The sequence below is a fragment of the Maribacter litoralis genome, assembly GCF_003075045.1.
In the GTDB taxonomy this organism is placed as follows: domain Bacteria; phylum Bacteroidota; class Bacteroidia; order Flavobacteriales; family Flavobacteriaceae; genus Maribacter; species Maribacter litoralis.
Map to the genome: position 1 here is coordinate 1098326 of NZ_QCZD01000001.1, position 20819 is coordinate 1119144.

General features: G+C 37.3%; 21 protein-coding genes. 5 read left to right on the forward strand and 16 right to left on the reverse strand.

Features of this window, described 5'->3' with window-relative positions; translation table 11 throughout:
• The first annotated feature begins 93 nt into the window (after window positions 1–93).
• Window positions 94–1617: a serine hydrolase domain-containing protein gene (locus tag DCS95_RS04895; protein ID WP_116769687.1), complete on the forward strand. Its 1524-nt coding sequence runs from the start codon at window positions 94–96 to the stop codon at window positions 1615–1617.
• A complete protein-coding gene (locus DCS95_RS04900) occupies window positions 1610–2542 on the forward strand; it encodes a PD40 domain-containing protein (protein ID WP_116769688.1) in 933 nt (310 codons plus the stop codon). The genes DCS95_RS04895 and DCS95_RS04900 overlap by 8 nt, the downstream gene beginning before the upstream one ends.
• Window positions 2543–2717: 175 nt before the next feature.
• On the opposite strand, the gene DCS95_RS04905 is transcribed toward DCS95_RS04900, so the two are convergent.
• The 11 genes from DCS95_RS04905 to DCS95_RS04950 form a co-directional block, all read right to left on the reverse strand.
• Window positions 2718–3293 (reverse strand): Crp/Fnr family transcriptional regulator, encoded by a 576-nt coding sequence (locus DCS95_RS04905; RefSeq protein WP_116769689.1) that lies wholly within the window; start codon window positions 3291–3293, stop codon window positions 2718–2720.
• Window positions 3294–3342: 49 nt separating this feature from the next.
• Window positions 3343–3648, reverse strand: a complete 306-nt coding sequence (locus tag DCS95_RS04910; RefSeq protein ID WP_116769690.1) for an antibiotic biosynthesis monooxygenase family protein — start codon at window positions 3646–3648, stop codon at window positions 3343–3345.
• Between the two features lie 43 nt (window positions 3649–3691).
• Complete coding sequence (locus tag DCS95_RS04915; RefSeq protein WP_116769691.1) at window positions 3692–4093, reverse strand: DoxX family protein; 402 nt, start codon at window positions 4091–4093, stop codon at window positions 3692–3694.
• Between the two features lie 18 nt (window positions 4094–4111).
• A complete protein-coding gene (locus tag DCS95_RS04920) occupies window positions 4112–4732 on the reverse strand; it encodes a hypothetical protein (RefSeq protein WP_116769692.1) in 621 nt (206 codons plus the stop codon).
• 187 nt (window positions 4733–4919) lie between these two features.
• Complete coding sequence (locus DCS95_RS04925) at window positions 4920–5648, reverse strand: GNAT family N-acetyltransferase (RefSeq protein WP_116769693.1); 729 nt, start codon at window positions 5646–5648, stop codon at window positions 4920–4922.
• Window positions 5649–5753: 105 nt separating this feature from the next.
• Window positions 5754–6323, reverse strand: coding sequence for an NADPH-dependent FMN reductase (locus tag DCS95_RS04930; RefSeq protein ID WP_116769694.1), 570 nt, complete (start codon window positions 6321–6323; stop codon window positions 5754–5756).
• Between the two features lie 81 nt (window positions 6324–6404).
• Window positions 6405–7013, reverse strand: a complete 609-nt coding sequence (locus tag DCS95_RS04935; protein ID WP_341865174.1) for a Crp/Fnr family transcriptional regulator — start codon at window positions 7011–7013, stop codon at window positions 6405–6407.
• Between the two features lie 1653 nt (window positions 7014–8666).
• Complete coding sequence (locus DCS95_RS20675; RefSeq protein ID WP_425269153.1) at window positions 8667–8777, reverse strand: hypothetical protein; 111 nt, start codon at window positions 8775–8777, stop codon at window positions 8667–8669.
• Window positions 8778–8817: 40 nt separating this feature from the next.
• Window positions 8818–8985 (reverse strand): hypothetical protein, encoded by a 168-nt coding sequence (locus DCS95_RS20190; RefSeq protein WP_164674121.1) that lies wholly within the window; start codon window positions 8983–8985, stop codon window positions 8818–8820.
• Between the two features lie 61 nt (window positions 8986–9046).
• A complete protein-coding gene (locus tag DCS95_RS04945) occupies window positions 9047–9280 on the reverse strand; it encodes a helix-turn-helix domain-containing protein (RefSeq protein ID WP_164674122.1) in 234 nt (77 codons plus the stop codon).
• 153 nt (window positions 9281–9433) lie between these two features.
• Window positions 9434–9691, reverse strand: coding sequence for a helix-turn-helix domain-containing protein (locus DCS95_RS04950; protein ID WP_116769696.1), 258 nt, complete (start codon window positions 9689–9691; stop codon window positions 9434–9436).
• Window positions 9692–10457: 766 nt separating this feature from the next.
• On the opposite strand from DCS95_RS04950, the gene DCS95_RS04955 reads away from it, so the two are divergent.
• From DCS95_RS04955 to DCS95_RS04965, 3 genes are all read left to right on the forward strand, one after another.
• Window positions 10458–13511 (forward strand): SusC/RagA family TonB-linked outer membrane protein, encoded by a 3054-nt coding sequence (locus DCS95_RS04955; RefSeq protein WP_244178383.1) that lies wholly within the window; start codon window positions 10458–10460, stop codon window positions 13509–13511.
• A gap of 9 nt (window positions 13512–13520) precedes the next feature.
• The gene (locus DCS95_RS04960; protein WP_116769697.1) at window positions 13521–14930 is read left to right on the forward strand and encodes a RagB/SusD family nutrient uptake outer membrane protein; all 1410 of its coding nucleotides are present in this window, start codon (window positions 13521–13523) and stop codon (window positions 14928–14930) included.
• Window positions 14931–15207: 277 nt separating this feature from the next.
• Window positions 15208–17232 (forward strand): zinc-dependent metalloprotease, encoded by a 2025-nt coding sequence (locus DCS95_RS04965; protein ID WP_244178384.1) that lies wholly within the window; start codon window positions 15208–15210, stop codon window positions 17230–17232.
• A gap of 56 nt (window positions 17233–17288) precedes the next feature.
• Here the strand turns inward: DCS95_RS04965 and DCS95_RS04970 are convergent, their stop codons facing one another.
• From DCS95_RS04970 to DCS95_RS04990, 5 genes are all read right to left on the reverse strand, one after another.
• Window positions 17289–17552, reverse strand: a complete 264-nt coding sequence (locus DCS95_RS04970) for a DUF6520 family protein (protein ID WP_116769699.1) — start codon at window positions 17550–17552, stop codon at window positions 17289–17291.
• Between the two features lie 113 nt (window positions 17553–17665).
• Window positions 17666–18211 (reverse strand): hypothetical protein, encoded by a 546-nt coding sequence (locus DCS95_RS20195; protein WP_164674123.1) that lies wholly within the window; start codon window positions 18209–18211, stop codon window positions 17666–17668.
• Between the two features lie 509 nt (window positions 18212–18720).
• Window positions 18721–19167, reverse strand: coding sequence for a MauE/DoxX family redox-associated membrane protein (locus tag DCS95_RS04980; RefSeq protein WP_116769701.1), 447 nt, complete (start codon window positions 19165–19167; stop codon window positions 18721–18723).
• Between the two features lie 90 nt (window positions 19168–19257).
• Window positions 19258–20184, reverse strand: coding sequence for a helix-turn-helix domain-containing protein (locus DCS95_RS04985; RefSeq protein ID WP_116769702.1), 927 nt, complete (start codon window positions 20182–20184; stop codon window positions 19258–19260).
• Between the two features lie 27 nt (window positions 20185–20211).
• On the reverse strand, window positions 20212–20619 hold the full coding sequence (locus tag DCS95_RS04990) for a DUF7793 family protein (protein WP_116769703.1): 408 nt from the start codon (window positions 20617–20619) through the stop codon (window positions 20212–20214).
• Between the last annotated feature and the right edge of the window lie 200 nt (window positions 20620–20819).

The window sequence follows — 20819 nt, forward strand, 5'->3', positions numbered from 1 at the left end:
TGACAGATCTTAGTTTCTTTCTACTAATAAGCAAGTCAAGAATTAAAAATATATTAACTAATAAAATCAAGTAAAATTTTAAACTTAATTAAGATGAACAAGAAATTACAGATAAACGCTTCAAAAGCTGTTTATAAATCTTATCTCTTTTTAGGTGGTTTAACCGCTATTTTAAGTGTTGCATGCCAATCAAATCCATCAAAAGAAAATCCATCTGATTTGTTAAGTATTCGTATCGATCATTATTTAAAACAAAGTGAACTCAATGGGTTTTCTGGTGCAGTTTTGGTTGCTAAGAATGATACTATTATTATCAATAAAGGATTAGGGTTCGCCAACAAAGAAAACAATATAGTCAACAATCCTAATACGGTGTATGATATTTGTTCTGTGTCAAAACAGTTTACAGGTGCTGCTATTGTGAAATTAGCTGAAGACAACAAATTAAAATTGGATAGTTCTATCAGTACCTACTTTGATGATTTGACTGATGATAAAAAAGACATCACCATACATCAGTTATTAACCCATACTGCTGGTTTTGGCCATGGTAGTACCGATGATTTCGATCTCATAACAAGAGATATTTATTTTTCAAATCTGTTTCAAGAGAAGTTGTTATTTACTCCAGGTTCAGAATATTCTTATTCAAATTCAGGCTATAGTATTTTAGGACGGATTATAGAACTTGTTTCTGGTCAGGATTATGAAGCCTATCTAAATAAAAACTTATTCCAACCATCGGGAATGAAACAGACAGGATATCTATTACCAGATTGGGATAACACAACTGTTGCTAATGAATATTTGCTTAATGTTTCTAATGAAGGCTCTCATATTGCACAGTATAAACAAGATGGGGAAATCGCAAGAACAGTACTTGCAAATGGTGGTGTACATTCAACGAATAATGACATGTACAAATGGTATCAAGCATTAAAGACCAATAAAATATTATCTCAGGAGTCTTTTGAAATTCTCACAAAACCCTATGTATCTGAATATGAAGATGAGTCGAGTCATTATGCTTATGGCTGGGCTGTTTACACCTCTAAAAGAGACACCAAAGTCATCACCCACAATGGATTTAATGGCGTTTCTTATAACGAGTTTGTATGGTTTCCAGAAGAAGACGTTGTGATACTATTTTCGTCTAATGCATTTGTTAGACCTATAGGAAGAATGACCATGGAAATTGAAAACATGTTATTTGATGCAACCTATAAACCAAAAGAACTACCAAAATACACGGTTAGTGAACTTTACAGATTTACTGAAGGATACAAGGGTCGTGTTAACGAATTAAGAGAGCAATTAGGACTGAAATTCGAGGGTGTTATTGATTCACCAAGACATTTAAATAGCTTAGGAGGCTTGTATTACAGAAAAGATCAAATGGAAAAAGCGATAACTATTTATGAGCTTAACACACAAATGTTTCCTGAAGATGGGAATAGCTGGGACTCGCTAGGAGATGCCTATTATAAAACAAATGAAATAGATAAAGCTATGGAAGCATATACAAAAGCTTTAGAGTTAAAACCAGAAGAAGGCGATTGTTTTTGGTGTGACAACTCAATAGAAAAACTTTCATTATTAGCTAAAGTCAATGAATAAATTTTTATCACTTTTCTTAATCATCGTAACATTTTTTAGCTGTAAAAACAATACTATTTCATATTTCGATGAGAAGCCTCCTTCTACAATTCCAAAATTATTTGCGCCATCAATTGTTAATACTGACAGTATCGAACTTAATGTAGTTTTTAATTATGATCATACAGAAATGTTCTTTTCAAGAATTGTGGACAACAGCTTTGTTATTCACCATTCCGAATTAATTAATGGCAAGTGGTCTGAAATTAAGCCCATTAAAATGTATGACAATAGTGTCTTAGTTTCAGTTGCTTGCGACCCCACAATTACCACAGACGGTAAGACAATGTATTTTCTGGGGGTAGACACAAAACTTTATAAGAATAATGTGACTCGAGAAGAACTTTACACCATACCTCCAGACATTTATAAAAGTAAAAAGGTGAATGGTAAATGGGAATTAGCCTCTAAAGTAGATTTTTTAGTTTCTACCGAATATTTTGAAACCTATCCTGTAGTTACGGATGATGGGAGTTTGTATTTTCGCTCAAACAGGCCAAGTGATAAGGGAGGGATGAACACATATCGCGCACAATATTTAGGAAATGAAAAATTTGAAGCACCTGTTATTATTAACACTAAATCAGAAAAGAAGGAACTAATTACTTATGTTTCACCAGATGAGAAATATGCCATTACTAATGGACAAAGTAAATTTCAAATAACATTTAATGATAATGGTGAATGGACAGAACCGAAAGAAATACCCTTAGATTATGATAGCAACTGGCGTTATTATTGTCCGTATATGTCTTCTGACGGAAAATATTTTATCTTCTCTAGAAAATACAATAATCCTGAAATAAAAGGATGGGCAGGTGTTGAAAAAGGTGAGGTTTATTGGGTTGATTCTAAAATCTTTGAGCAATTACGAACAAAACAATGAAATAACTACTGTTATCATTTTTCGTAAAACCGCTAGTAAAAGTAAAAGAATAGATATCAAATACAGATTACTTATAGCTTTGGATCTTTTAACTAAGGGTGATGATTGTTTCTGGTGTAAGAATACATTAGAAAAGTTAAATCTTTTAAAATATTAGGTTGAGTAACAACTGTAATTATTTTTTAGCAATTCGTTTTCTAATACGACTTAAAGATTCAGGTTTCACACCCAAATAACTCGCCAAATGATATTGTGGCACACGTTGTAATAAATCTGGCCTAGTTTCCAAAAGGTTTTTATAGCGTTCTTCAGGACTAGACGTTATAAATTTAGCTAAGGCTTCCTGCTGTTCTCCAAAATCATTTTCCATAGACATTCGGCATAAAGCCTCATATTTTGGAACACGTTTAAATAACTCCTGCTCTTTTTCATAGTTTAAAACCGCAAGTCTGCAATCTTCAACACATTCAAAATAATGGTTAGCTGGTGTTTTGTTTTGATAGCTCTGTAATGAGGCTACAGATTCGTCTTCCTCATAAAACTCTGTGGTGCGTTCTTCTCCATCAATTATATAATATTTTCTAATACACCCTTCTATAATAAAATAAGAATCTCTTGAAACTTGTCCTTCCCTTAAAAGTATATCGCCTTTTTTAAAGCTTTTAATTGGAATATATTCCATAAAAGCTTTACGCTCTTCATCGTTTAAAGTGAGAAATCTTGAAATAAGTTTGACTATGTCATTTTCCATAGGACACTAAGTTATGAATTTGTCAAATCTTTTTTAGTGCCCTATTTTTTCAGTCCGTTTTCAATAAATCTTTTGTAACATCCAAATGGAAAAGCACATCTGTACTTTCACAACTTTTCTTCATTGCTTGGATAAGTTCATCGGTGTTTTCGGGAAGCTTGTTTCGTGCTTTCTCCCACGTTTCCATATCGGGCCATTGGGCGTAAGCAATGTAATTGCCTTCTTGATCTTTATGAAGGCGAGAGCCTAGACCACCTGAATAGGTCATAAATGCTTTTGTCAATTTTTCCCAGGCAACTTCAAATTCATTTGCCAGGCCATCTACAATATTGAATTTATAAACTATTGCGTGCATTGATTTATTTTAATAGTTAACTTAAAATTAATTAAACAAAGGGCTAATCCCAATGACTGGAAGTTGACAGAGCGTATTTACCAGCACCACTCACGAAAAATACAATTCCGGTAATTAAATAAATAAACAATAAATCCAATGACCATCCTCCAAATTCGTTCAATTTAAATATATTTTGGGTTTGTGCCATAACAATCGCCAATAGGCAATTAAAGGAGAAAATCAATCCTGCCAATCTGGCCCTGAATCCTATCATTAGCATTAAAGGTGCCACTATCTCGCCAATAAATACGGCATTTGCCATCATCTTTGGTAAACCATATTGTTCTAAGAGACTACCAATAAATCCCGTGCCTTCGATTACTTTATTGATACCATAAATCAACATGGTAAATGGTATCGTCAATCTTAAGATAAAAATTCCAAGGTTCTTGTTTCTTTTCATTGAATTGAATATTTAAGGTTAAAAATTATATTTTAGAAATACGCCCATGTTTTGTAGTTTTTTTCGGGAGTTGTTGAACTGATCCAGATTTAAAGCCAACCCAGTTATCAGCTGTTTTTTTCGTATTCCGATTTTAAACTGTTGCAATCCTCTGATATATCCGTTAGCATTTATGTTTGCGGTTGCAAGCAGATTCATATAGCCTTTATAGTTTTGACCTATATCCGGCGTATAACTTAATACCACGGATTGCTCAAATGAAAACCCCTTTTGATATGTACTGCCAGCAGTATAGGCAAAGGAAAAATTGGTAATTCTCGAGGAAAAACCTAAAGACACTGTACAGAATGCTCCGGGGTTTTTAATCCCTATTGCTGTGTTGAGCTTAATTTTTTCATTGAAATGATAAGAGAGATTATTCCTGACAAAGTAGATATTGTTGGCATCCTCTTCATATTCGGTATCGAATAGTGTCAAATTGTCAACAGATAGTCTTGGGTTGATCGAATATTTAATTAGATGTTTATAGGTTACAGAACGGTTGCCAAATACTAAATCTGGTGAGAAGTTCAATTCTTGACCCGCAACGCTTAAAACGGTCAAATAAATCAGAATGAGTAAAGATGTTTTTCTAGACATTGTTGCTAATATTTATTCACAACAAATTTATAGTCAAGCAATTAGGAGTATATTAAGGTAGTTTAAGAAATGAAGTGGGTTGAAAGTAAACTATCAGATTTATTCGGCTGATTACATTAAAAAGGGTAATTGTTTTACATTTGTTGATACAAACAATTACCCCGTCATAAAGAATTACATCTCGTATTCAATTCATCTGTAACCCATAACTTTCCAAAACACCATAAGTTTCAAACCCCATTTTGGCATATATTCTTTCTCCAGCTTCCGAAGCGACTAAGTATACTTTCTTGCTTTGGTTCTTTAAGGCTTCGTTGACTAAAAGTTGTGTCATCTTTTTTCCAAGTCCCAATCCCCTGTATTCAGCCTTTGTGCCAATCATGTGGATACCAGAAATACCGTTTTTATCCAAATAAATCATACCACAACTCGGAAAAGAGTTCTGGTGTTTTCCTAGAAAAAGTTTAAATGCAGGGTCATCAAATAGGGGAATTATCGTGGACCTTTTAACGGGGTATCCGAAGGACTTGGATGCTACTTTTGCGAATAGCCCAGCATCATATTCCGAACATACCTCTAGAAAATCGGAAGCCTTGATGTTTTCATATGAAATTTCATTAGTTGTCAATGCCATGGCCTTTAATGTAGAAGTCAAAACAAACCCAATGGATGTCAGTATTTTTCCAGGGAAATCCTGTTCATACACCGCTACTGAATTGGGTAGCTTTCTGGACTGTATATTTTGTTGGAGAACTTTTAGGTCTAACTTTTCAACGTTGACATTGAAAATTTTACTGGGCCATGAGTTTTCAGAAGGATTGGTACAGTCAAAACCCTTTTCTTTTTTGAGAAAGCAACCATTATGGCCTATATGTTTCCAAAACTCGAATAAATGTTCAATTATTTTTTTTTTCATTTTGTCATGTGTTTTTTAATTCGTGTAACTTAAATTCACAGGGAGTTGATATTTATCTATAACCCCCCCCTTTGATTTGAATTGAGTGGTTATTTTATTCATTAGTTATTCTATATCGTTAGGGTCATTTTCCTCACTAACAGGTTGATTCCTTAAAAAGCTTTCTACAAGATTTTTCAAAACGTATTCTTCTTTTGGATTATTAAGACTTTTGGTGTCATCATTAAAATTCTGCTGAAAGCTGCCCAAAGAAAATTTACCTATAAGTTTACCTCCCCAACGCTGTACCAAATTGACTAAGATTTCTAAATGTGTACTACCTCCAGTTGCCCCTGGTGATGTGCTTAAGAGAAGAAGAGGTTTGTCCCCAAAGAAACGCTGGTCTATTCTTGAAAGCCAGTCGATGGTGTTTTTAAAAAAAGCCGATGGAAGACCATTATGCTCAGGTGAGGCTAGAATAAATCCTTCTGCGGAGGTAAATAGTTGAAAAAGTTCTTTGGCCTGATTTGGGATGCCTTTTTGTTCTATTTCTTGACTGTAAATAGGTAATGTATATTTTTTAAGATCTAGGAATTCAATTCGGGACTTCGGAAATTCCTGAATAATGTATTTTATCAATTTTTCGTTTATTGAAGCCGGGTTGTTGCTTCCTGCAAATGCGATTATTTTTTTCATTTCGTACTGAATTTTAGAATATCAGTACAAACCTATCGGTAACAAAAGGCAATAATCTTAAGGTGGTTTAAGAAAGTAGTTTTATTTCAAATTTTTTCGCAGTGCACTTAAAAATTCAGGGGTAATACCTAAATAAGAAGCAACCATATACTGGGGAACCCTTTGTTCAATATCCCGGTATTTTGCTCGGAATTCTAAATAACGTTCCTCAGCTGTTTTAGCCATAGCATCAATCGTACGATATTGAAAAGCAACATATGCCTTTTCAAATTTTAATCTGAAGAAACGTTCGATGGCGGGAACCTCATTATAGAGGCTATTTAAGGTGTCGCGATGTATTTGTAGCACGGTGCTTTTTTCCAAAGCTTGTACAAATTGTTTAGCAGGAGTATTGGTAAGGTAGCTGTAAAGATCATTCACCCACCATCCTTCTATACCAAATTGAACAATATGCTCCTTTGCTTCTTCATCCATATAGTAGGCTCTTAGACATCCTTCTGAAATGAATTGCATGTGTGAGGATATTTCCCCTGTAAATAGTAAAACTTCCTTTTTTGCTAGACATATCTCCTTGAAGCTATTTCTAACAATGACTTCATCATTAGGGGATAATTGAATGATTCCCCTCAAGTGTGCTATAAGTTTGTCTTTTGCCTGCAAAATCAAATGAATGAATAAGTAAGTTAACAAAATTCAATTGTTTCTACTTAGAATTTTGTTAACGACAAATTTAAAACGCTAAAACCTACCAAAAAAACAACTGATTAGAGTGATTTGGGCAAATGTTCTAATCCTTGTTCCCCGACGAACCTATTTCTATAGCAACCTATTTACCGAAGGTTAAGAAACATAATAAAATTCTATTGACCGATTTGTTAACTTATTCAGGTGATTTTAGAGTGAAAAAGTAAATTTTAAGAAAAGTTCTTAAAAAACAAAACCCTGATAATCAATTGATTATCAGGGTTAAAGTGTTAACAAAAATGTTAAAGTCGGGGTGGCAGAACTAACCCTCCACACCTCAATACCTTTATTATCAAATAATTACAAGTTTTTTAAAATATCAGGTAACCGAATAGGTAACTTTTGCCTCGAAATCATTCGTATAACTAAAGGTACTTCAATAAATGGATACAAAACATAACAATCTATATTATTTATTCCTCAACCGATAAGATTCAGTTTATTGGTCTCGCATATTATAAATGTGAATTAAACTTAAATTATAGGACAAAGAATTTATTTATAAACCATAAATAGCCTCGTAGATAAATAGAAATGGATATTTTAATTATCAGAACTATTTAATTAAAACTGTCCATTTCCAGCTATAAAATAAAGCCATGTGATATTTTATATGACTACAACTTAAATTAACGATAGGGTAATTGAAAAAAGGTAAGTAAAGACATGGAAATTGTGCCATTCATTCCGAAAACAAAAAGGGGTTTTGCGCCAACGATTCCGTTGTGCAAGATTGTCATTTAAATCTCTATAATCTCAAAGCGGGGTTCGATGTCATCAGTTGCCGGTAAAGGCATATTTTTAGAGGTATACCTGACCTGGTAATTGACCTGTTACCACTATAGGAAATGATGCAAAACCGATATATGGAAGGACTATTGGGGCAACTACCCGAACACCACCAAATATTACGAACTTTTTTTCGAAATTATTAAAAAAACCAACCCACAGTGTCTATAATCGCAATGGATTGAGCTTTGAAAGCCTGATCCCCAAAGGGGAAAAAGAGGTTTCCAAACGGAGGGCGGATATTTTTTTTCGATTAAGACCGGGCGAATTTGTGACCTTCGCCAATGGAAAGGACCGAAAATTGCGGTTTATATTGCAAAAGATAGAATGGTCTATGCCTAAAAGAAGGGTTGTCTAATCCGATGAAGAACTAAATCTGGTGCATGAGGTGCTATGCTGAAATCATGAAGATGTTGTGAAGGGTATAAAACCAACCTTCTTTCTTCCCAAGGTCTTTAAAAACTCTTTATTTCGCGATATCTCAATCCCAAATTAGTCAACTAGTTATATAGCACTGGTCTATAGGGGCTCCATATGCTTAAATAGAAGGCAATCATTTTTATTCTTTTACTGAGCAATTCCCAAATAGTAACCTTCTCCTAAGATCACGTATTCTCAAATTTAATTTCCGCTATTAAATCTTTGTAATATTCGGGGCTCCAAATGTTTAAAACATCATCATTTGGAATAAACAGAACTACATCCGCTTTAATACTGCTAAAAGAAACGGATTTAATCTTGGTATCCAAAAGCTCGATAATCTGCTCATTGGAAATACGCTTATCTTGCCAATCGTTTGTGTCTACCGCCCTAGTTAGGAAATGATGTACATCCTAAGGTTTTTTTTATATACCATTCTAAGTCATACCAATCTCTACCTTTAACCCTATTTAGCCACTTTCTAAAAAGCAGCGCATGCATTTTACCTGCAAATAGACTTGATTTGGTAAAACTTTTCACGTTAAATGAAAATGGACGGAGCAAAACTTTTTGCGGTGCTAAAATTCAAAAGAGGCTTTCGTTCAACTTCTATTTTTATTTTCAGCGTCTTGTTAGAACGCACACCAGCTTCTTTGATGATGTCGACAAGTACAGTTTCTTTTGCGCCTATGTAATAAAGAAGGTACATAATCGGATTTAATCCGATTATGTAATTAAAATATAGCATTAAAAGCGATGAAAGGTTATTATTAGACACCAACCTTCTGAAAAAACTCACATAACTTTAGATTTTTAGCTTCACAGATTTTGTTTAGAGTTTCAACAGGAATTCTATATCCATTTTTACTCTTTATTTTTCTAAAGGTACTTTCATCAATATTGTGATTATTTGCGAGAGAACTCTGGGATTGACCTTCATTTAACCATGGAAGCAACCACTCTCTAGGAATAAAATTGCAAATTTCCATTTTAATTTCAGACATACTTGTAAAGAAAAGAGCTAGATGATAAAATTTCTCGGTCGAACGACCGTATTTTTAATAATTGTGTGAATATTTGGTGGCCTTTCCCAACAATGTAAAAAATTAATCATGAATGGTTTATAGAGAAACTTAAACTCATTTTTTACTAGAAAATTAAAATTTATTATTAATATTTAAATTAGGGTTAATTTCTTCCAATCTTTTATAAAATTGCGATAGAGAAATTTTAAAATATTTACATAATTCAAAAATTGTGCTTGAAGAAGGATCATTTCGTGTAGTTTCTATTCTACCTATGTGTATCCCTGTATCATCTTTAACATTTTGTTGTGTCAAACCTTCTATTGCTCTTAGTTCTTTCAAAACTATTGAAATACTAGTAAGAAGTTCTTTATCGTTTATATTTTTCATACAGGACTCAAAATGAATCAGAAAAAAAACTACTAACAATCACATAAATGTGATTATTTTTTATATCTTAGATTAATCCAACTAATAAAAGTTGGTATTTTTGCGATTCTTCGTATAGAAAATATTTGAAGTCATCGCTTGGAATCTCCGATAGAAAACTGGTAATTTTTGCAGGGAGATGATAAGTAGATTGGCTCACGACCCGGGCGTGAGCTCTCTTATCTCTGCACGGTATACCAGTACCTCTATCAGATAAGTTGAGTTTCACGCCCAACTTTTTCTTAGCGTTTCTTCTTTAGTTTTTCATGAATGTGTCGCCAAACCATCTGGGGAATCATGGCAAATCAATTATTTGGAAATTTAAAAGAAGTGCGAAAGCTATTACGCGTTCCAACCTATGGAATGAAGTGTAGCTCATTTGATCGCTTGTTCCAAAAAAAGCCAAAAAACCCAGTCTAATTTTTACTTGGCTATAGTTTTGGGCTTACGATTCATCTTTTCCGGTTAACGAAAACCCTTTTCCCAAAGCTGATCAAAAAAATATTATGGCATCCGGCCATACATCGCAATTCTAGCCATCCACTTTAAAAAAATCCAGCATCCAAACCTATATGGAACTTGGACAGGACAATCCTTGCTTTACATCAACGCATCAGGCTTAGACGTAATTCAAAGGTAGGTTTCCTTGGAAAAATCAACCCTTCAATATCCCATTAAAGGCTGTTGACGGAACTTAAATCGATTGTATAACTCAACTATCTAAATTATGAAAAAAATACCAATTATAAAGAATAGCTTCTTAACCTTCCTTACCGCATACTTGCTCTTATCCCCTTTTCTTAGCTTAAAAATGAAGGCGAAAACCCCTACCGAAAAGGAAGCCTATAACGAGACCTATTATTTGCAGTCCACCATTTCAGGAACCGTTACCGATACCAACGGACTGCCCATCGCAGGAGTAACCATCCAAATTGGAGGAACGAATGCTGGAACAATATCTGAATTTGATGGATCCTACAGTATCCAAGTAAACCTTGATGGCCTTCTAAACTTCTCGGCCATGGGCTTTAAGACCGAGTTTGTTTCCATAAATGGTCGACAGGAAATCAATGTTGTCATGGAGGAAGATGTTACCCAATTGGATGAAGTGGTCCTCAATGCAGGGTATTATACCGTGACCGAGAAAGAACGTACGGGGAGTATTGGCAAAGTAGGTGCCGAGGCACTGGAAAAGCAGCCGGTTTCAAACCCATTGGCAGCATTGCAAGGGCGATTGTCGGGGGTAGAAATCACACAGACCTCTGGAATCTCGGGAGCAGGCTTCGATATCAAAATCAGAGGTCGGAACAGTATACGGACACAGGGAAACGATCCGCTTTATGTGATAGATGGAGTTCCCTATGCCTCTTCCAGTTTGGGGGAGGAAGCTGCATCCGGAATCTTGCCTGGGCTCGGTTTTAGTCCATTGAATACCATAAACCCAATGGATATTGAGCGTATAGAAATCTTAAAGGATGCCGATGCCACAGCAATATATGGTTCAAGAGGTGCTAACGGTGTTGTTTTGATCACCACAAAAAGAGGGAACATGGAAGGGACAGAATTCAACCTTAACGTCCAATCAGGTTTAGGTACGGTATCCAGAACTATGGATTTGCTCAGTACAGCGGAATACTTGACCATGAGAAGGGAAGCCTTTTCCAATGATGGAACCGAACCCCTACCCTTCAATGCCTACGATGTAAATGGTACCTGGGATCTTGACCGACAAACAAATTGGCAAAAAGTACTTTTCGGTAAAACCTCTTATTTGAATAATTTCCAAGGATCGCTTTCTGGAGGTAATGGTCTGACCCGGTTTTTGGTAAGCGGTAATTTTCATAGGCAGACGAGTGTTTTCCCAGGGGATTTCAACAACAAAAAGATATCGGGTCTGGCCAATATTGGGCATACCTCCCAAGATAAAAAATTGACCGTGCAGTTTTCTACTAATTTTACGTGGAACGAGAATGACCTTCCATCGGACGATATTACGTTTTCGGCACTCAGCTTGGCGCCCAATGCACCGAGATTGTACAACGAAGACGGAACCCTCAACTGGGAAAACTCGACGTGGCGGAATCCATTGTACAGATTACAGGGGATATATCGTACAAATGCTTCAACACTAATCACTAACGGGGTTTTTGACTATACTTTACTTCAACATCTACAATTAAAACTTAACCTTGGCTATACGGAGAGCCATTTAAGGGAAATCAAGACTATTCCCTCAACGATTTACGATCCCGCCTTTGGAATTGGCAGTGCATCTTCCGCTGCCATCTATAACACAGGATCTAGGACCTCTTGGATATTGGAACCTCAATTAAATTATAGCATCGAATTTGGAAAAACCAGCATAGAAACATTGGCAGGACTTTCCTACCAAAATCAGAACACTGGTCGATTCTCACAATTAGGATTTGGTTTTGCCAATAACAATTTCATAGAAAGCGTCTCTGCTGCCTCGAATACCTTTGCCTTAACGGATAGTGACAATCAGTATCGTTATCAAGCCATTTTTGGACGCGTCAATATCAATCATCGGGGTAAATATATCTTAAATGTAACAGGAAGAAGGGATGGATCCAGCCGATTTGGGCCGAATAGGCGATTCTCTAATTTCGGAGCCATTGGAGCTGCATGGAATTTTTCGGAGGAAGATTTCATTAAAAATTCAAATACTTGGTTGAATTATGGAAAACTAAGGGGAAGTTATGGTACCTCGGGCAACGACCAAATAGGCGACTATCAATATCTGGACACTTATTCTTTTGGAGGAGTACACTATCAAAATGTAGTCGGGATATTTCCGACGCGATTGTTCAATCCGGATTTTAGTTGGGAATCGAATAAAAAATTGGAACTGGCATTGGAACTTGGACTTTTCATGGACCGCGTGCGTATCAACGGTAATTATTATCAAAACCGATCCTCCAACCAATTGGTGGGCATACCCATACCGAGTACTACAGGTTTCAATTCCGTTAACGCAAACCTAGAGGCTACCGTCGAGAACAAAGGTTGGGAAATTGGGCTGAACACCCTAAATATCAGGACTCAAAATTTCGCCTGGGAAACTTCTATTAATTTCACTATTCCCAAGAACCGACTGGTTTCTTTTCCCAATCTCGAAGGTTCTACCTATTCGAATTCGTTGGTGGTCGGTGAACCAGTGAACATCGCCAAAGTGTACCAATTGAACAGGGTAGATCCCACATCCGGATTATATGAATTCGAGGACTTCAACAATGATGGTATTATATCCCCTGAAGATGATCAGCAGGTAGTCAAGAGTCTTGATCCTGAATATTTTGGAGGTTTCAATAATAGGTTCACGTTAGGAAAATTTGAAATGGATGTGCTCTTTCAATTTAGCAAACAGTTAGGACGTAACTACTGGTCTACGGGAGGAACAATACCGGGAGGGCTATCAAATCAACCGACCGAGGTCCTTCAAAGATGGTCCGCACAAGGTGATCAGCGCTACATACAGCGATTTACGACCGGACAGTCATTCGATGAAAATCAAGCTTTTCAACAGTTTACACAAAGTGACACTTCGATTTCGGATGCCTCATTTTTACGTTTAAAAACACTTTCGATGACCTATGCCCTTATGCAGAAAGATACCCACGGCTATGACTGCCAACTTTATTTACAAGGTCAAAACCTATTGACCTTTACCCATTACCTAGGGCTGGACCCGGAAACAAGAAACAGTGCTACCGTGCCTCCACTGCGTATCATCAGCTTGGGAACGCGATTAACCTTTTAAAAAGATAACATGAAAAATAAAACTTTAAATGCTAACAATTTGAGATTACCTAAACGAATATTCTTTTTGAGCCTAATTGTACTGATGTGTATGATCGCCTGTGAGGATTTTGTGGATATCGAACCACCCACCAATCAGTTGACAGGGCAATTGGTGTTTGAGGATCCCGCAACGGTCGATGCGGCATTTGCACATATTTATGGTCAATTACGTAATCAAGCCTTTTCGACGGGAAGTATTTCAGGAACATCATACCTAATGTCGCATTACGCGGATGAACTTGAACTGTTCAGCAATGATCTACCCAGTGTTCAAGGATTTACCAATAGTCGTGTTCCGGCCTCGGACAGTTCGGTCGCCGTTTTATGGAATACGGCGTTTGAATTGATCTATGCCACGAACAGTATTATTGAAGGGGTCGAAAAGTCTAACGTACTGTCAAATCAAGATAAGGACCGGTTTCTTGGGGAAGCTTATTTTCTAAGGGCTTATATCCATTTTAACTTGACCAATTTATTTGGGAATATCCCATATATTGTGACAACGGACTACAGAATCAATAGCGAAACAACTCGATTGGAAAACTCGGTGGTGTTCCCATTAATCGAGAGCGACTTGCTCAAGGCTAAAGCCCTGCTTTCAAATTCTGAGGGGACAATTGGCTCTTACCGCCCCAACCATTCCATTAATAGTGCTTTCTTGGCTCGGGTTTACTTATATCAAGAGCAGTGGTCAAAAGCTATGAATGAAGCTACGGAGGTGCTGGACGGTGGCTCCTACTCCTTAACTGACAATCTTGACATCGTCTTCAAAAAAGACAGTCCCGAAACCTTATGGCAATTGGATTCAGGCATTCCCGGAAACAATACTGAGGAGGCTTCCACCTTTGTATTCACAAGTGGGCCACCACCCAATTCAACCCTATCAACCCAATTAAGTAATGGCTTCGAGGCTGGCGATGCACGGTTTATAGCTTGGGTCGGAACAGTTTCGGACGGATACAACACGTGGTACTTCCCGAATAAATATCAACGTAATACACCTACGGCAGATACGGAAGAAAATTCCATTTTAATTCGTTTACCGGAACTGTATTTGATTGCAGCAGAGGCACATGCCCATCTAGGAAATATAGGACTGTCCTTGGACTATATTAATGCAATAAGGAACAGGGGCGCATTGCCGTCAATCTCAACAAGCGATCCGAATGAATTATTGGATGCCATTTTTCAAGAACGAAAAGCCGAATTCTTTACGGAACAGGGACATCGCTTCTTTGATTTAAAACGAACTGGAAGGGCCACGCCTATTTTATCACCTATCAAACCGGATTGGAAAAGTAGTTCACTGGTTCTTCCAATTCCACAGTCAGAGTTATTGTTAAACCCTAATCTCGGACCTCAGAATGAAGGGTATTGATTTATTTTTTTGGGTTAGCTCCATTGTTCGAGAAAAGTCTGGTAGACGTTGTTCGAGATTAGTTCCCCTCCTATGTCTAACCATTCTTTTCTTAACGGTCTGCCCGCTAAATGGGCAGACCAACAATGGTATAGGAGCATATCTGGAAAATGATAAGCTCTATTTGGAACTTGATAAAAGCATCATTGACAAACCCATATTATTCGTACGGCACCATATGGATCAGTTACATGTTAAATGGTCCCATATCGGAAACCAAGTGGTACTCTCACAACAAATGGCAAAATCAGTCATGGGTGAGTTGATACCAATAGATGGCGATTATACCATAGAAGAACGTGTTCTCGGAAAATTTCCTTTAATCACTGAAAAAAGTAAGGATGATCAACTGGTAATCGATGCTACGAACCTAGTACTGAATTTGGAAATCAAATGGTTCCGATTTTATTCACAAGAAACCATACTGCGAGATCTTTCATTTGTCAAAAGTGTCGAATTTATGGACGGGGAGACCATTATCAGAACGAGTCAGACCCTTATATCCGGGGATAGTCCAAGGTCCATTTCCGTCGATTATAGCTTTTATACTCTGCCGGATCCAATGCGAGGCAGATTGTTCGACCATAGAATGGGATATATGTTGGACGTTAACTGGAGCATTCGAAGAAATGGAAATTATAAGGCGACTATTTCAAGATGGCGGTTGGAAAAAAAATACCCCGAGCAAACAATAAGTGAACCGATAAAGCCCATTATATTTTATTTCGATCCATCCATACCGGACAAATGGAAAGGGTACCTTAGGGCAGGGATAATGGAATGGTCACCAGCATTTGAAGCCGCCGGGTTCAAAAATGCCATTGAAGTTAAAGAACTACCTGATTCCATATCGAGTGAGAACAGTGTCAACTATTCCCTGATTCGGTGGGCCAATTATTCGGGAATCAGGAGCGCGGAGATGGAATCCGGCTCTTCAGTTCGCCTTGTTACCGATCATCGGTCCGGGGAAATTCTTAAGGCTGATATATTGATAAGTAGCTCTTTGCAAAGTCTTAGCGACGAATATTTGGTGCGCTGTGCACCCTTGGACCTTAGAACCTTGAACTATCCATTTTCAGATGACCTTGTGGGAGACCTCATTCAGTCCGTTACCGCACATGAGGCAGGCCATGCCTTTGGTATTATGGATGCAAATTTTGGGGAATTTGCTTATCCGGTCGATAAAATGGGGGATGTCGATTGGCTCAGGGAAATGGGGCATACCCCAAGCGTAATGACCTATGCACGTCATAATTATATTGCACAGCCGGAAGATCATGTTCCGCCTTCGCTTCTTGTCCAGAAAGTTGGACCTATGGATATTCACCATATAAAATGGGGCTATACCATGTTACTCGGCGCAAAACATCTTGATGATGAACTCCCCTTCTTGGATGCCATGATAAGGGAGAAAGACAGCATTGCCTGGTTCCGCTTTAATTCGGACAACTATGGAAAAATCGGTCCAGGAAATACGAATGAAGTTGTTGATAATAACGATCCGGTCAGGAGTACCGAATTGGGTCTTAAAAATATCAAAAAGGTCTTGGAGCTATTACCTGCATTGAATAGGGACAAACGTGATGATGACCTATTGGATAGGCTATATGACAAGACTTTGGAACTATGGCTCGATGAAATGAAGCACGTCACATCCTTAATCGGGGGGGTTACCGTTTATAATAAGGCTGGATTTCAAAAGGGAGATGTTTTTGAACCTACGCCCATCGATGAACAAAGAAGAGCGTTGAAATTTTTGATTGAAAATGCTTTTTTAGTACCGGATTGGCTGAGTAGCCCAAGTTTTGTGAATAGACTTTCCTATTCCACAGGTTCGGACATACTCATGATCCATCAAATCAATTTATTATCGGATGTGTTGAACGTGCAAAGAATGCGAAGGTTGGAATTTATGGAAAAGCGACCGGAATATCGAAATTTTATAGCACCACTCCTAGCGGAACTACAAGCTGGCCTTTTCCATGAATTACATGAAAAGGAAATCCAAATATCAAAACGTCGACAAGAGTTGCAGTTGGAATATATCACGTTATTGATAAATCACTTGAAATCGGAGACAAATTATGATAATATAAAAGTGCTACAATTAGGACGTAGCACAAGCCAGTCTCTCAAAAGTACTTACGCCGAAAATTTGCGGGACCTTGCGAAACAAATTCAATCTGCGCTAAAGAAAATCGAAGGTGGTAATAACAAGGAACATTTAAAAATATGTCTAATGAAAATCGATCCTGATTTATAGCGGATTGTACAAAAATAAAAAGGGAGTCAATTGACTCCCTTTTTTTGATTGGACCTTTATGGTCTTTTCAATTGTATCAGGCAATTGGTGCCTGCTTGAAAAACAGTCTGTCCATTATATTGGCAGACCTTTCGTCCTGAGGTATCACATCCAGATACTGAAATTGGTTCACATGGATTGGAAGCATTCAGGTAATATTCCCCTGCAATCGCATTATTCTCGTCAAGAAGTTTGTTATCCTTAACGGTAAAGGCACTTGCAGTCATTGCGAATACAATGGCGAGCGCCGGAATCAGAAATTTGAACTTTTGCTTTTTCATGATATAAAAATTTAAATGATGATCTACTCTATTAACGGGTTTTCGATCTTGCCCCGCTACCGGCCGGTAGTTTTATAAATGGTTTCCCAGTATTATTTAGCAAACTGAATTATTCAGTTATCACTATTCCGAATTTCATAGGTGGATAGGCGGTTTCCGACCAAAACATACAGGGTATTATTGCTTACCTTGATTTCATTGATATTTTCGCTTCTTTCCTTATATAGATAAAAACTATATCCATAAATGTCATTTTTCCAATTATAGACATCAATAATGGATGCTTGGTCAAGCATGTTATCATCCTCGTATTTTCCTAAACGGTTGGAGTTGGTATAAATCAACTCTCCGTCCAAAGAGGAATTATTGTTTACGATTAATGGAGGCGCTTGCATTTCCGTGACTGCACCTTGCTTGCTAGGGGCGACTTGGAGGTGTGCTTTATGTACGGTATCCAAGGTTTGTTGACGCTTCAGTACCGTTAAATCACTATCCATGATGATATACTCGTTACGATAATAATAGACATAGCTTAAAAGATTAGGTTCAGTAGAATAAGTCAATATACCATCTACATCGAATACCCCATCTATTTGTTTTTCTAGAATTCCATGCTTTAATGATACGGAGGTCGACGTGTCCTTATCTATGATTCCCAATATTGTACTGTGGGAATTTCCATCAAACGACCTTATAATAAGACGTTGGCTATCCACCGGTATCGCCACATCAAAAAAAGCGGAATCCAGCGACCAGGGCCTAGCAATCCATTCGTTGATCCTCCCTCGAAAAATACACGGTACGGTACCATCCAGCATAAAAAAGTATGGTGGATATAGCCTAAACTTTATGTTTCGAAAAGGAAGATTACTTTCTTTTATATCAATTTTGAATTGAGCGGTGTCCTTGGATGAGAGGTTTATTTTTAGTAAATAAAGGGGCGTAGTAGGATTTCCTAAATAGAGTATACCCCTATCAAGGCCAGCGATATAATACGAATTATGACCAAGTTCAAAGTCCCTTTTTTTTAAAATTGGATGTGGGGGAAACCTTCTCGTAAACGCATTGTTACGATGAACTTCCTTCTCGGACAATAGGAACAAAAGAACTACCGACCCTATTGCCAAACATACAACACCGATTATTTTTTTATATCCCGCAATTCTTTTCATATCATTTCACATTTAGAATTTCTACGTTTTTCTAGTTCCAGAATTGAGAACAAGGCGAACATAATAAACAGAACATTGAAAACCACATGCTCCTTCCAACTCAAATTTTCAAGAACCCCACCACAGGAACAGGGAACAAAATCACTGAAGTACAAAATCAGAATAATATAAACGGTGAACATGGTCATAAGGCTCAAACACGCATATAGGGCAAAAAGTCGGTATCGTTCAAATAGAAGGAAAAAGGATAGGACTAGTTCCAAGGTCGGGACCATCCAAGCAACGGTATCCGCATACGCCGTTAGAATAGTGGACTGGCCCAATTGTATCTGAAATTGTTGGTAGTCGAACAACTTACTTGAAGCAGCATATACGAACAAAACGACAAACAGCATGCTTGAGATGTAAGGTATATTTTTTCTAAGTTTTTCCAAGGTGACCATATCGTTTGTATTGATATGGTAAATTTAGAGTGCCCTATTTACTTCTGTGGGAGGATTGATTATCCGACAAGGATTTTAATACTAAGTATTTCAACTTCTCAAGGAACTAGGAGTCCGTCCATATTTTTCCTTAAATGCCCTTGAAAAATGGGGAATGCTCTTAAAACCTACCATATGTGCAATGGTCTTAAGGGATTTACTGGTATATTTAATCAGTGTCTTTGCCTTTCGCAAACGTTCCTGAATCAAAAACTTGAATACGGTGGTGCCATATAGCTCCTTGAACCCATATTTCAATTTGAACTCGTTGGTTCCCATCTGAAGGGCCAGATCCTTCAAATGGGGCGGGTCACTCTCCAAATTGTTTAGAATCATGTCATGTACATTCCTGATCTTTTGAATATCACCATGGCTCAACCTTATCTTTCGTCTTTTGGATTCCTTCCCTGGCTCGACGGCATTTTTCCAAAGTCCCTTCACATCGGGTTCAGCATTGGAAAAAAGTACTGTGTTCACTATTATTTTGGATGAATTTCCATCAAGCGTCCGAAAGTTAGTTACGGTACAATTTTTTGATATTAATAGGCCTTCTTTAGTCTTAAAAGAAAGTTTGATGGACGTATCCAAATGTTTCCGTTTTAAAAAGGTTTTCATTTTCTTATTCCATTTCTTTTGGGAACTTTCGGTCAACAGATCCGTAAAAGGGCTTCCCAAAATAGCGTTCCGCATTCTCAACAATATGCCACAGGCCTTTTGGTTGGCCATTTCGACAATGCCGTTTTCATCGATGATCAGGGACATTTGGATTAAAAATTGGGGTGTCCGGTCAGTACTGACAAATCCTTGATGGATGAACGAGGCCTGAATTTCCTCCTTCACCATGTTGATCATGACCATAAGGGAAGCTAAATTATCGTTTTTATCAGAGGGTTCCAAACTGTAGAAAAAATTGCCCTTGGCCATTTCCAACAACATCTGGTTAATTCGCTTTACCCGGAAATCATCAGTGTCCTGCATCTCTTTTTTTTTAAAAACCTAAATATTCTATAGGGGTATAAGCCATACCATTACAGCTATCAAAAGGGCGGTCCTTAAATAATCCAAGGCTTCTGATTTTAAAGAAAATGATTTGGTGGGAATATGGGTTCGCTGGGTGCTCAGGTAGAATTCGCTGATGGTATCGGTAACCGGTGGCGCAATCCAAAAGGCCAATGCCTTGATCAATAAAGACCCTTCGATGGCAAAGAAATCCCGCGCTTCCTTATTGACCATCCGTAATTCCCGAATATCACAAAGTACAGGCATTGCCTGTCCCTCTTGAACCATCATCCGGTCCCTGACAACAATCTGTGCCACTTTAAGATCTATGCCTTCCCCCCTTTTATACATAATATGTATGAGGTTCTTGGTCAGTATATAGACCGCATATTTGTTTTCATGGTGCTTTTTCATGGTTGGAAAACTGGTAATTACGTTGAAATTACAAAAATAATGGGTTCATCTTTTCGATTACCCCTGCTATTCCCATTAAACAAAGGCTATTTAGTTATCCTAAAAGGAATATTACTTATCTAAAAAGGAGTAATTTTTTAATTCATAAAAGAGATTCCTACAAAATCAAGTACATTTTACCTCATCTTAAAATTCAGGAC